This is a genomic window from Enterobacter sp. SENG-6 (assembly GCF_001605945.1).
Taxonomy (GTDB): domain Bacteria; phylum Pseudomonadota; class Gammaproteobacteria; order Enterobacterales; family Enterobacteriaceae; genus Enterobacter; species Enterobacter cloacae.
The window spans coordinates 286,386-299,353 of sequence record NZ_LOMM01000011.1 but is presented as its reverse complement, the minus strand read 5'-3'; the positions used below and the strand labels follow the sequence as shown (position 1 = coordinate 299,353).

The following is a 12,968-nucleotide window of genomic DNA, read 5'->3' as shown; positions in this document are numbered from 1 at the left end:
GTTAAATCGTCCCGAATACCAGTAAAAGCAGACAAGCAAACACGGGAACAGCCGCTGTCAGGCTGTCAATGCGATCCAGTATCCCGCCATGCCCTGGAATCAGGTGTCCGCTGTCCTTAATCCCTGCTTCTCGCTTGAACATACTTTCGGTTAAATCACCGAGTACCGAGGCCAGCGCGGCAAAAATCGAACACACCAGCAGTATTGACGGTGCAATGTCCAGATTCGCCCAGACGCCATAGCCCCAGGAGATAATCGCTGCCGTAAACAGGCCGCCGATGAATCCTTGCCAGGTTTTACCAGGCGACACCTTCGGAGCCAGTTTATGTTTGCCGAACAGTTTACCAAACATATAGGCCCCAGAGTCAGCCCCCCAGACCAGAATCATCACATAAAGCAGCCAAATCGCACCGCTGTAATGGTTTTCGTCGTAGTGCCAGGCGCGCAGAGCCACCATGCCCCAGAAAAAAGGCACGATGGTAAGAAGACCAAATATAAGGCGCAGCACTTTTGAATTGCGCCATAACGCCGCGGAGCCTGGATAAAAAAGCACCAAAACAAGGGCAGCGATCCACCAGGCCAACGATACCCACAGGGACCCGGCAACCAGTGGTTGGTGAATATCATGGTGATATTCCGGCAAGGTAAACAGCATCAGGGCCAGGATCAAGCCACAGAGTACCGCCAGCCATACCCGCTGACTGCGCGACGTAAAGCCGCTAAACTGTCCCCATTCCCACGCGGCCAGCATACACACCACCAGCGTGACAATAGCAAATCCCACCGGGGGCAGTAAAAACAGCGCCGCAATGACAATGGGTATTAATACAAAAGCGGAAATCAGGCGATACTTCAGCAAAAGCTACCCCCATCAGGCTTTGTCGCCACCAGGCTCGGTGCCGCCGAAACGACGCTCTCGATTGGCAAAGGCATGCAGCGCACCTTCAAAGTCTTGTTCATCAAAATCGGGCCAAAGCACATCCGTAAAGTAAAGTTCGGCATAGGCAATTTGCCACAGCAAAAAGTTACTTATGCGATGTTCTCCCCCTGTCCTAATTACCAAATCCACAGGTGCCAGTTCATTCATGCAGATTTGCTTGCTCAGCGCGTCTTCATCAATTTGGTCGGGTCTCAACAACCCTTCCTGAACCTGTTCGGCCAGGTGCCGAACCCCCTGGATAATATCCCAGCGTCCACCGTAATTCGCCGCGATATTCAGCGTCAGACCCGTGTTATTTTCAGTCAGCGCTTCTGCTTTACGAATCCGTTCCTGCAAACGTGAGTTAAAACGACTGGTTTCGCCAATGACACGCAGGCGCACGTTGTGGCGGTGCAGGCTTTTTACTTCGCTGTCGAGCGCCCACACAAACAGTTCCATCAACGCAGTCACTTCCTGCGCAGGTCGATTCCAGTTTTCACTGCTAAAAGCATAGAGCGTTAACGCATCAATGCCGTTATTGGCGGCAAAAGAGACGGCGCGGCGAACAGATTTCGCCCCAGCTTTATGCCCAAAGGCTCGTATCTTCCCTTGTCTTTTCGCCCAGCGGCCATTGCCATCCATGATGATTGCTACATGACGGCAGCCATGAGCTGGCAAGTTTTCGCTTATTGGTTGATTCGCAGACAACATAACGCGTTTTTAGTCCCTGAAAAGGATTTAACGGTACTCAGGAATACTGAAGCCTATACGTAAAAAAGCCGTGTCAAACCACGGCTTACCTGACCACTTAAAGTCAAATACCTGCGATCAGGTGGCGCAGACTATATCACCGAAGCCCAACGCTAACAAATAGCACGACGACTGGTGCTTGCTTTATCACCAGCTTGCGAGACGTGTCACCTGTTTGCGCGCAATAATACGAGCCTGCTCATCCACCGCCAGCACCTCTTCCACGCTTTGTGGTTCGCGCAGATCCATCAACTCCAGTACCGATAAATTCAGCATAGCGATATCGGTGAAACGGATCTGCTGATTCAGAAATGCTTCAACGGTAATTTCATTGGCTGCATTGAGTGCCGTCGTCGCCGCCTGCCCCTGGTCAAAGGCATTCATTGCAAGCTTAAGACACGGATAACGATCGTAGTCAGGTTCACTGAACGTCAGCGAACTCAGCTTGCAAAAATCGAGTGGCTTCACGCCAGATTTCACGCGTTCAGGCCATGCCATTGCATGTGCAATTGGCGTACGCATATCCGGCTCTCCCAGCTGTGCCAGCACGCTGCCGTCCTGATAGCGCACCATCGAGTGAATCACCGATTGCGGGTGGATCAGCACTTCCATCTGTTTCGCCGACGCGTTAAACAGCCAGCGAGCTTCAATGTATTCCAGACCTTTGTTCATCATAGTGGCAGAGTCAACGGAGATCTTACGCCCCATTGACCAGTTCGGATGACGGCACGCCTGATCCGGCGTCATTGCGCTCAGTTCAGACAGTGGCGTTTCACGGAACGGGCCACCAGACCCGGTAAGCAAAATCGATACAACCCCATTCTGCTCCAGGTCAGCGTACCCCAGGTTCTGCTGAAAAGGTTGCGGTAAACTCTGAAAAATGGCGTTGTGCTCGCTGTCGACCGGCAAAAGTCGTGCTCCGCGCTGCTTAACCGCCTCCATAAACAGGCGTCCGCAGGTCACCAGCGACTCTTTATTCGCCAGCAGAACATCTTTACCAGCATCGATGGCGGCCAGCGTCGGCAGCAACCCAGCCGCGCCAACAATGGCGGCCATCACCTGATCGACCTCCTCCAGCGCGGCCATCTCACAGGCAGCCTGCTGCCCGCTCAGAACCTCAGTACGACTGCCCTTCTCTTGCAGAGCGGCTTTCAGCTGGCGGGCGCTCTCTTCGTCATCCATTACCGCATAGCGGGGCGTAAACTCCAGACACTGCTCGACCATTCGCTGCACATTCTTCCCGGCCACCAGTGCTGTCACGGTGTAAAGCGCAGGGTTGTGGCGTACAACGTCGAGAGTGCTGCAACCGATAGATCCGGTTGAGCCAAGGAGAGTTAAATGCTTCATGAGATGCCCGAAAAAAGTTAGACCAGATAAAAGCAAAACGCCGCCAGCAAGACCCGAAGTCCCTCTGAACGGCGTTTATCAGTGTAAGACAGAAATCAGAACTGCATCAGTTCCGCTTCTTTATCTGCCAGCGCCGCATCAATTTTCTTGATGGCAGCGTCAGTCATTTTCTGAATGTCGTCCTGTGAACGACGATCGTCATCTTCACTGATCTCTTTTTCTTTCAGCAGCGCTTTCACTTTATCGTTAGCGTCGCGACGGACGTTACGCACGGAAACACGACCCTGCTCAGCTTCGCCACGCACCACTTTGATCAGGTCTTTACGACGCTCTTCGGTCAGTGGAGGCAGTGGAACACGGATATCAGCACCCGCAGAGCTTGGGTTCAGACCGAGGTCAGATGCCATGATCGCTTTCTCAACCGCCGGGCCCATAGAGCGATCGAACACGTTGATTTTCAGCGTGCGGGTATCTTCTACGGTCACGCTCGCCAGCTGGCGCAGAGGGGTAGGCGTACCGTAGTACTCTACGATGATGCCATCCAGCAGGCTTGGAGAAGCACGGCCAGTACGGATTTTGCTGATTTGGGTTTTGAACGCTTCTACGCATTTTTCCATGCGTACTTCAGCATCTTTTCTGATGTCGTTAATCACGTTACGAATCCTTGAAAACTTGTCTCAGGCAGACTATCCGCCAGCACAGTGCTACAGGTGTGCTAAGTATAGTCGCGTTTAATTCATGACAACGCCAATGGCGCGTCCGGGTAAGATACCACTTCAAAATAAAGCGGAATCTTACCTGTATTTATCGCCGACGGAAATTATTCCGTGATCAATGTGCCTTCTTTTTCGCCCATGACCACGCGGCGCAGTGCGCCAGGCTTATTCATATTGAAGACACGGATCGGCAGTTTGTGGTCGCGAGCCAGCGTGAAGGCGGCAAGATCCATCACTTTCAGCTCTTTTTCCAGCACTTCGCTGTAGGACAGCTGATCGTACATGGTGGCAGAGGGATCTTTTGCCGGGTCGGCGGTAAACACGCCATCCACTTTGGTTGCTTTCAGCACCACATCGGCTTCGATTTCGATACCGCGCAGGCAGGCAGCGGAATCGGTTGTAAAGAACGGGTTACCCGTACCGGCGGAGAGGATCACCACGCGGTTGTTGCGCAGCAGGCTGATCGCTTCTGCCCAGCTGTAGTTATCGCAAACGCCATTTAAAGGAATAGCGGACATCAGGCGGGCATTCACATAGGCACGATGCAACGCATCACGCATTGCCAGACCGTTCATCACGGTTGCCAGCATACCCATATGGTCGCCCACAACGCGGTTCATCCCCGCTTTCGCCAGACCAGCACCACGGAAAAGGTTGCCACCGCCAATGACCACGCCGACCTGAATACCCAGTTCGACAAGTTCTTTGATCTCCTGTGCCATGCGGTCGAGAATGCTTGCGTCAATACCGAAGCCTTCCGATCCCTGCAGCGCTTCGCCACTCAGCTTAAGCAGAATGCGTTTGTACACGGGTTTTGCATTGGTAGCCATGTTTCTTTCCTGAGACTGTCAACGATTAAGATGGGGGTTAATTCTGGCGACATAGTAAGTCGCATACCAGCACAGCGATACGGGATCCTGTCTGATTTTCGTCTGACGGGTGACAAAAAGAAGCCGCCCTCAGGCGGCTCCTTTTTCATCATTAAGACTGCTTGGACATTGCAGCAACTTCTGCTGCGAAGTCAGTCTCAACTTTCTCGATGCCTTCGCCCACTTCGAAGCGGATGAAGCCAGTTACGTCAGCGTTGTGCTCTTTCAGCAGCTGAGCAACGGATTTGCTTGGATCCATAACGAAAGGCTGGCCAGTCAGAGAAACTTCGCCGGTGAATTTCTTCATGCGGCCTTCAACCATTTTCTCTGCGATTTCTTTTGGCTTACCAGACTGCATCGCGATGTCCAGCTGAACCTGGTACTCTTTCTCTACCACTTCAGCAGACACGTCTTCTGGCTTAACGAATTCAGGTTTGCTTGCAGCGATGTGCATTGCCAGCTGTTTAACCAGCTCTTCGTCAGCGCCTTTAGCCGCAACCAGAACACCGATACGCGCACCGTGCTGGTAAGAACCCAGAACGTCGCCTTCCAGGGACGCTACGCGACGGATGTTGATGTTCTCACCGATTTTAGCAACCAGCGCAACACGTTCTTCTTCGAACTGTGCTTTCAGAACTTCAACGTCAGTGATTTTGCCAGCAACAGCTGCGTCCAGAACCTTGTTAGCAAATGCCTGGAAACCACCATCTTTAGCAACGAAGTCAGTCTGGCAGTTAACTTCCAGAATGATGCCGTAGTTGCCATCGATTTTAGTGATGATCACGCCGTCAGCAGCAACGTTGCCTGCTTTTTTAGCTGCTTTGATCGCACCGGATTTACGCATGTTTTCGATTGCCAGCTCGATGTCGCCGTTCGCTTCAGTCAGCGCTTTTTTGCAATCCATCATGCCTGCGCCAGTACGCTCGCGCAGCTCTTTTACCAGGGATGCGGTAATTTCAGCCATTCTTAAATCCTCGGGAGATGTGAACTGCCCGGCCTGCGGCCAAACAGTATAAATTGAAAAAAGGGGCCGATAATGGGCCCCTATTCATACACGGTACTAATAAGGGGTGAAACCTTATTATTCAGCTTCTACGAAGCTTTCTTCCGCCTGAGAAGCCAGATCCTGGGAACGGCCTTCACGAACGGTAGCAGCTACAGCGCTCAGGTACAGGCTAACAGCACGGATTGCGTCGTCGTTACCCGGGATAACGAAGTCAACACCGTCCGGATCGGAGTTGGTATCAACGATAGCGAATACCGGGATACCCAGGTTGTTAGCTTCTTTGATTGCGATGTGCTCGTGGTCTGCATCGATTACGAACAGCGCGTCTGGCAGGCCGCCCATATCTTTGATACCGCCCAGGCTGTTTTCCAGCTTGTCCAGCTCACGAGTGCGCATCAGCGCTTCTTTCTTAGTCAGCTTATCGAAAGTACCGTCCTGAGACTGGGTTTCCAGATCTTTCAGGCGCTTGATGGACTGACGAACAGTTTTCCAGTTGGTCAGCATGCCGCCCAACCAGCGATGGTTCACGAAGAACTGGTCGCAGCTGTTAGCAGCATCTTTCACAGCTTCGCTTGCAGCGCGCTTAGTACCAACGAACAGAATCTTACCTTTACGGGAAGCGATCTTGTTCAGCTCAGCCAGGGCTTCGTTGAACATTGGTACAGTTTTCTCAAGGTTGATGATGTGAACTTTGTTACGCGCGCCGAAGATGAAAGGCTTCATTTTCGGGTTCCAGTAACGGGTCTGGTGACCGAAGTGAACACCAGCCTTGAGCATGTCGCGCATGGAAACAGTTGCCATGTTTAAAACCTCTATATTGAAAGTTGGGGTTATGCCTCCACGTATCCCATATTACCGACCCCGAAGGGCACCCCGGAATATGTGCCGATACGTGTGTGTTGTTACACAAAGTGAGATATATCGCTCCCGTCCAGCCTGTGTATCTGAGATGGATCGGAAGTCCGGCGCGCTTTATACCACAAATCACGACCAGAAACCAATAATTGTTGGCTGAGTGTGCTGTTAATGATTCTCAATTTGGCATGGGGTGCGCCTGACTGATACCATTGACGGTACTTAGACTAGTATTGTCGAAAAAATCGACACCGATGGACAGATTACATGGCTATCTCTATTAAGACCCCTGAAGAAATTGAAAAGATGCGCGTCGCCGGTCGTCTGGCCGCGGAAGTGCTGGAAATGATCGAGCCGTTCGTGAAACCGGGCGTCAGCACCGGCGAACTGGACCGCATCTGTAACGACTATATCGTTAACGAGCAGCACGCGGTCTCCGCCTGCCTCGGCTACCACGGTTTCCCGAAATCCGTCTGCATTTCTATAAATGAAGTGGTGTGCCACGGTATTCCGGATGACGAAAAACTGCTGAAAGATGGCGACATCGTCAACATCGACGTCACCGTCATTAAAGATGATTACCACGGTGACACCTCGAAGATGTTTATCGTGGGCAAGCCAACCATCCTGGGTGAGCGCCTGTGTAAAGTGACGCAGGAGAGCCTCTACCTGGCGCTGAAGATGGTGAAACCGGGCATTCGCCTGCGCACCATTGGTGCCGCTATCCAGAAGTTTGTCGAAGCGGAAGGTTTCTCCGTGGTTCGCGAATATTGTGGTCACGGCATTGGCCGCGTCTTCCACGAAGAGCCGCAGGTTCTGCACTACGATGCGGATGACGGCGGCGTGGTGCTGCAAAAAGGGATGACCTTCACCATCGAGCCGATGGTCAACGCGGGTGACTACCGTATCCGTACCATGAAAGATGGCTGGACGGTGAAAACCAAAGACAGAAGCTTGTCTGCGCAGTACGAGCATACTATTGTGGTAACAGACAACGGCTGCGAAATTATGACGTTGCGCAAGGATGACACCATCCCGGCAATACTGACGCACGATGAATGATAAAAAAGCCGGCAAATGCCGGCTTTTTTAATGGCGATAGCTTTTTCTTATGGGTGGCGCACGATGAGTAATCTATTACCCGAACAGTATGCTAACACAGCACTTCCCACCCTTCCCGACCAGCCCGATAACCCGGGCGTCTGGCCGCAGCACGAGCTGAGCTGTGCCGGCATCAAAGCCCATATGGATGTCTTCCAGCGCTGGCTGGGAAGCGCGTTTGATGCGGGCATTTCCGCCGAACAGCTCATTGAAGCGCGCACCGAATTTATTGACCAGCTTCTGCAACGCCTGTGGATTGAGTACGGATTCGGGCAGGTCAGCGACGTGGCGCTGGTTGCCGTCGGGGGCTATGGCCGCGGTGAGCTGCATCCGCTTTCCGATATTGACCTGCTGATCTTAAGCCGCAAAAAGCTGCCGGACGAACAGGCGCAGAAGATTGGCGAATTGCTGACGCTGCTCTGGGATGTGAAGCTGGAAGTCGGCCACAGCGTACGCACCCTGGAAGAGTGCCTGCTGGAGGGACTATCGGATCTGACCGTTGCCACCAACCTGATTGAAACCCGCCTGCTGATCGGCGACGTCGCGCTGTTCCTGGAACTGCAAAAACACATTTTCAGCGACGGCTTCTGGCCATCAGAAAAGTTCTTCGCCGCTAAGGTCGAGGAACAAAATCAGCGCCACCAGCGCTATCACGGCACAAGCTATAACCTTGAACCGGATATCAAAAGCAGCCCCGGCGGCCTGCGCGATATCCACACATTACAGTGGGTAGCCCGTCGCCACTTTGGCGCCACCTCGCTGGATGAAATGGTGGGTTTTGGCTTTTTAACCGAGGCCGAGCGAAACGAGCTCAACGAGTGTCTGCATCTACTGTGGCGCATTCGTTTTGCCCTTCATCTTGAACTTAATCGCTACGATAACCGTCTGTTGTTCGACCGCCAGCTCAGCGTGGCCCAGCGCCTTCACTACAGCGGTGAGGGTAACGAACCGGTTGAGCACATGATGAAGGATTTCTTCCGCGTGACCCGACGCGTTACCGAACTCAACCAGATGCTATTGCAGCTGTTCGACGAAGCTATTCTGGCGCTGACGGCCGACGAAAAACCGCGCCCCATTGATGACGAGTTCCAGCTACGCGGCACGCTTATCGATCTGCGCGACGAAACGCTGTTTATGCGCGAGCCGGAAGCGATCCTGCGGATGTTCTATACCATGGTCCGCAACAGCACGATCACCGGGATCTACTCCACCACCCTGCGCCATTTGCGCCATGCGCGCCGCCATCTGACGCAGCCGCTGTGCTATATCCCGGAAGCGCGTTCGCTGTTCCTGAGCATGCTCCGCCATCCGGGCGCCGTCAGTCGCGGACTGCTGCCAATGCACCGTCACAGCGTACTGTGGGCCTATATGCCGCAATGGTCGCACATTGTCGGGCAGATGCAGTTCGATCTGTTCCATGCCTATACGGTGGATGAACACACGATCCGCGTCATGCTCAAGCTGGAAAGTTTTGCGAAAGAAGAGACGCGCTCCCGCCACCCTCTGTGCGTTGAGCTGTGGCCACGGCTGACCCATCCGGAGCTGATCCTGATTGCCGCCCTGTTCCACGATATCGCCAAAGGCCGCGGCGGTGACCACTCGGTGCTCGGCGCGCAGGACGTGCTGAAATTTGCCGAACTGCACGGTCTGAACTCACGTGAAACACAGCTGGTGGCCTGGCTGGTGCGCCATCACCTGCTGATGTCGGTCACCGCACAGCGTCGTGACATTCAGGACCCTGAAGTGATCAAGCAGTTTGCAGAAGAGGTACAAACAGAAAACCGTCTGCGCTATCTGGTCTGCCTGACGGTGGCCGATATCTGCGCCACCAACGAAACGCTGTGGAACAGCTGGAAGCAGAGCCTGCTGCGTGAACTGTACTTTGCGACCGAAAAACAGCTGCGCCGCGGAATGCAAAACACGCCGGACATGCGTGAGCGCGTGCGCCACCATCAGTTGCAGGCTCTGGCCCTGCTGCGGATGGACAACATTGATGAAGAGGCGTTGCATCAGATTTGGGCCCGCTGTCGTGCCAACTACTTTGTCCGTCACAGCCCAAACCAACTCGCCTGGCATGCGCGGCATCTGCTGCAGCATGATTTGTCGCAGCCGATGATCCTGCTCAGCCCGCAGGCGACGCGTGGTGGTACAGAGATCTTTATCTGGAGCCCGGACCGCCCTTATCTGTTTGCTGCGGTATGCGCTGAACTGGACAGACGAAACCTGAGCGTGCACGACGCGCAGATTTTCACCACCCGCGACGGCATGGCGATGGACACCTTTATTGTGCTGGAGCCGGACGGCAGCCCGCTGTCGTCGGATCGTCATGAGGGGATACGTTTTGGTCTGGAGCAGGCCATCACCCAGCGCAGCTGGCAGCCGCCGCAGCCGCGTCGTCAGCCCGCGAAACTGCGCCACTTTACCGTCGATACCGAGGTCAATTTCCTGCCGACCCACACCGATCGTAAATCGTTCCTGGAGCTCATTGCCCTGGATCAGCCAGGTCTGCTCGCCCGCGTCGGCCAGGTCTTTGCCGATCTGGGAATTTCGCTTCACGGGGCCCGAATTACAACCATTGGCGAGCGAGTAGAAGATTTATTTATAATCGCAACAGCGGACCGGCGTGCCCTTAATAATGACCTGCAACTTGAAGTGCAACAACGGTTGACAGCAGCCCTCAATCCAAACGATAAAGGGTGACGTGTTTTTTAGTGAAATGGAAAGAGTAAACAATGCAGCAGTTACAGAACGTTATTGAGTCCGCTTTTGAGCGTCGCGCCGAGATTACCCCGGCAAATGTGGATACCGTTACCCGCGAAGCGGTTAACCAGGTGATTTCTCTGCTGGATTCCGGCGCGCTGCGTGTAGCAGAAAAAATCGACGGTCAGTGGGTCACTCATCAATGGCTGAAGAAAGCCGTGCTGCTCTCTTTCCGTATCAACGATAACCAGGTTATCGACGGAGCTGAAAGCCGCTACTTCGATAAAGTGCCAATGAAATTCGCTGATTACGACGAAGCGCGTTTCCAGAAAGAAGGCTTCCGCGTAGTGCCACCTGCTGCGGTGCGTCAGGGCGCGTTCATCGCCCGTAACACCGTACTGATGCCATCCTACGTAAATATCGGTGCCTATGTAGACGAAGGTACCATGGTGGATACCTGGGCTACCGTGGGCTCCTGCGCGCAGATCGGTAAAAACGTTCACCTCTCCGGCGGCGTCGGCATCGGTGGCGTACTGGAACCCCTGCAGGCTAACCCAACCATCATCGAAGACAACTGCTTCATCGGCGCGCGCTCTGAAGTGGTAGAAGGCGTGATCGTTGAAGAAGGCTCAGTAATCTCTATGGGCGTTTACATCGGTCAGAGCACCCGTATTTATGACCGTGGAACCGGCGAAATCCATTACGGCCGTGTTCCGGCAGGCTCCGTGGTTGTTTCCGGCAACCTGCCGTCTAAAGATGGTAAGTACAGCCTGTACTGTGCGGTTATCGTGAAGAAAGTGGACGCGAAAACCCGCGGTAAAGTGGGCATCAACGAATTGCTGCGCACCATCGATTAATCGGATATAACAAAAAGCGGGGGCAACCCCGCTTTTTTCATATCTGAGGGTGGCGAAAATAGATTTTTTCGTTAATTATTCAAAGGTTATGTTGAGATCAAGGGTACCGCTATGTACGATAATCTGAAAAGTCTGGGCATTACCAATCCTGATGAAATTGATCGTTACAGCCTTCGCCAGGAAGCCAACAACGACATTTTAAAAATCTATTTTCACAAGGACAAAGGAGAGTTTTTCGCCAAGAGCGTGAAGTTTAAATATCCACGCCAGCGTAAGACCGTCGTCGCAGACGGTGTAGGACAGGGATACAAAGAGGTTCAGGAAATCAGCCCCAACCTGCGCTATGTGATCGATGAACTCGATCAGATCTGCCAGCGCGACCGTACCGAAGTCGATCTCAAGCGTAAGATCCTTGACGATCTGCGTCACCTTGAAAGCGTTGTGACTAATAAGATCAGCGAGATTGAAGCGGATCTTGAGAAATTAACGCGTAACAAATAAGTTGGGTGCGGCCTGATGCCCTCACCCCGGCCCTCTCCCACAGGGAGAGGGAGAAAACCATCATGTAGGCCGGGTAAGGCGAAGCCGCCACCCGGCAAACAGCATCATCGCTGTTCATCCAGCTGCAACGCCACATACAGCAGCAGCCTGTCGTCAAAACTTCCCAGATCCAGCCCTGTCAGCTCCGAAATCCGGTTGAGCCGATACTCCAGCGTGTTGCGGTGAATGAACAGCGCTTTCGACGTCGCCAGCGGCTGCACGTTATGCCGGAACCACGCCTGTAGCGTCCGGCGCAGCAGGCCATTGTTGTCCATCGCTTTCAGACGTGCGAGCGGACGCGCCAGCTCATTGGCCTGCCAGCCACCGCGCAGGCTGTCGAGCAGTACCGGCAGCATCAGATCCTGATAAAAATAGCTGCGGCTTTCCGGCATTCGCTGTTTACCCACCATCATCGTGGTACGCGCCGTACGCCATGAGCGGGCGATACTGCCAGGCCCGGTAAAGTAATTCCCCAGGGCGACGCGAAAACGCAGCTGACCATTCTCTTTCATACGGGAAATTAACTGCTCCACACGACGACGGTGATCTTCCGCATCCCAGCGACCGAACGCGTTAAGCGCCGGCTTGAGCACCACCATTTCCGTCAGGGATACAATCGCCACCAGGTTGTCGCGCTCCGGCGTTGCCAGCGCGTTTTGTAGCTGCTGCAATTCAGCCATCGCGCTATCGACCCCCAGCTGGCCGCTATCCACCTCAATCACCGCCACGACGCGCGGTTGGTTCAGGTCAATACCCAGACGCTGCGCCCACTCGCTCAGCGCAGGCGTATGCTCCTCTGCCTGAATCAGGTTCATCACCAGCTCTTCGCGCAGACGGCTGTCCTGGGCCAGCAGGTGCATCAGGCGCGACTGCTCCAGCATCATCTCCGCCGTCATGCAGACCAGCTCGCCATATTTACGCAGTGATTCGGGTTCACCGGTCAGGCCTATTACGCCAACAATTTCCCCTTCAAGGCGCAGCGGTAAATTGATGCCCTGACGGACGCCGTGCAGGTGTTTCGCCACGGCATCATCGATATCCACGACCCGCCCCTGGGAAAGCACCAGCAGTGCACCTTCGTGCAATTCCCCAATACGCTCGCGATCGCCGCTGCCAATAATGCGCCCGCGGGCATCCATTACGTTGATATTGGTATCGATGATGCGCATGGTGCGCGCCACGATATCCTGCGCCATTTTGGTATCAAGATGCCAGCCAGCCATGTAACCCTCCTGTGAGCAGAGCTCAAGCATAGGGGAGTTCGGTTACGGTCGCATTGTGCGAATGCACAAAATCAGGCAGTGAAGT

12 protein-coding genes are annotated in these 12,968 nt (G+C 53.9%); 4 read left to right on the top strand and 8 right to left on the bottom strand.

Annotation, left to right across the window (positions count from 1 at the left end):
- Position 1 precedes the first annotated feature (1 nt).
- From cdsA to rpsB, 7 genes are all read right to left on the bottom strand, one after another.
- A complete protein-coding gene (cdsA, locus tag AX755_RS07710) occupies positions 2-859 on the bottom strand; it encodes a phosphatidate cytidylyltransferase (protein WP_013095657.1) in 858 nt (285 codons plus the stop codon).
- Between the two features lie 12 nt (positions 860-871).
- The gene (gene ispU / locus AX755_RS07705; RefSeq protein WP_028028110.1) at positions 872-1,630 is read right to left on the bottom strand and encodes a (2E,6E)-farnesyl-diphosphate-specific ditrans,polycis-undecaprenyl-diphosphate synthase; all 759 of its coding nucleotides are present in this window, start codon (positions 1,628-1,630) and stop codon (positions 872-874) included.
- Between the two features lie 186 nt (positions 1,631-1,816).
- Complete coding sequence (ispC, locus tag AX755_RS07700; protein ID WP_029883816.1) at positions 1,817-3,016, bottom strand: 1-deoxy-D-xylulose-5-phosphate reductoisomerase; 1,200 nt, start codon at positions 3,014-3,016, stop codon at positions 1,817-1,819.
- Between the two features lie 95 nt (positions 3,017-3,111).
- Positions 3,112-3,669 carry a ribosome recycling factor gene (frr, locus tag AX755_RS07695; RefSeq protein ID WP_008501909.1) on the bottom strand — a complete coding sequence of 186 codons (558 nt, stop codon included), beginning with the start codon at positions 3,667-3,669 and terminating at the stop codon, positions 3,112-3,114.
- Between the two features lie 167 nt (positions 3,670-3,836).
- Positions 3,837-4,562 carry a UMP kinase gene (pyrH, locus tag AX755_RS07690; protein ID WP_003856194.1) on the bottom strand — a complete coding sequence of 242 codons (726 nt, stop codon included), beginning with the start codon at positions 4,560-4,562 and terminating at the stop codon, positions 3,837-3,839.
- A gap of 151 nt (positions 4,563-4,713) precedes the next feature.
- Positions 4,714-5,565 (bottom strand): translation elongation factor Ts, encoded by an 852-nt coding sequence (gene tsf / locus AX755_RS07685; protein ID WP_008501911.1) that lies wholly within the window; start codon positions 5,563-5,565, stop codon positions 4,714-4,716.
- 117 nt (positions 5,566-5,682) lie between these two features.
- On the bottom strand, positions 5,683-6,408 hold the full coding sequence (gene rpsB / locus AX755_RS07680) for a 30S ribosomal protein S2 (protein ID WP_013095653.1): 726 nt from the start codon (positions 6,406-6,408) through the stop codon (positions 5,683-5,685).
- Positions 6,409-6,729: 321 nt separating this feature from the next.
- On the opposite strand from rpsB, the gene map reads away from it, so the two are divergent.
- The 4 genes from map (at position 6,730) to AX755_RS07660 (ending at position 11,621) form a co-directional block, all read left to right on the top strand.
- Positions 6,730-7,524 (top strand): type I methionyl aminopeptidase, encoded by a 795-nt coding sequence (gene map, locus AX755_RS07675; protein ID WP_013095652.1) that lies wholly within the window; start codon positions 6,730-6,732, stop codon positions 7,522-7,524.
- 63 nt (positions 7,525-7,587) lie between these two features.
- Positions 7,588-10,263, top strand: a complete 2,676-nt coding sequence (glnD, locus tag AX755_RS07670; protein ID WP_013095651.1) for a bifunctional uridylyltransferase/uridylyl-removing protein GlnD — start codon at positions 7,588-7,590, stop codon at positions 10,261-10,263.
- A 32-nt stretch (positions 10,264-10,295) separates the two neighbouring features.
- Positions 10,296-11,120, top strand: coding sequence for a 2,3,4,5-tetrahydropyridine-2,6-dicarboxylate N-succinyltransferase (dapD, locus tag AX755_RS07665; RefSeq protein ID WP_062856558.1), 825 nt, complete (start codon positions 10,296-10,298; stop codon positions 11,118-11,120).
- A 111-nt stretch (positions 11,121-11,231) separates the two neighbouring features.
- Positions 11,232-11,621, top strand: coding sequence for a DUF3461 family protein (locus tag AX755_RS07660; protein WP_008501916.1), 390 nt, complete (start codon positions 11,232-11,234; stop codon positions 11,619-11,621).
- A gap of 104 nt (positions 11,622-11,725) precedes the next feature.
- Here the strand turns inward: AX755_RS07660 and cdaR are convergent, their stop codons facing one another.
- Positions 11,726-12,883 (bottom strand): DNA-binding transcriptional regulator CdaR, encoded by a 1,158-nt coding sequence (gene cdaR, locus AX755_RS07655; RefSeq protein ID WP_013095649.1) that lies wholly within the window; start codon positions 12,881-12,883, stop codon positions 11,726-11,728.
- Positions 12,884-12,968 lie beyond the last annotated feature (85 nt).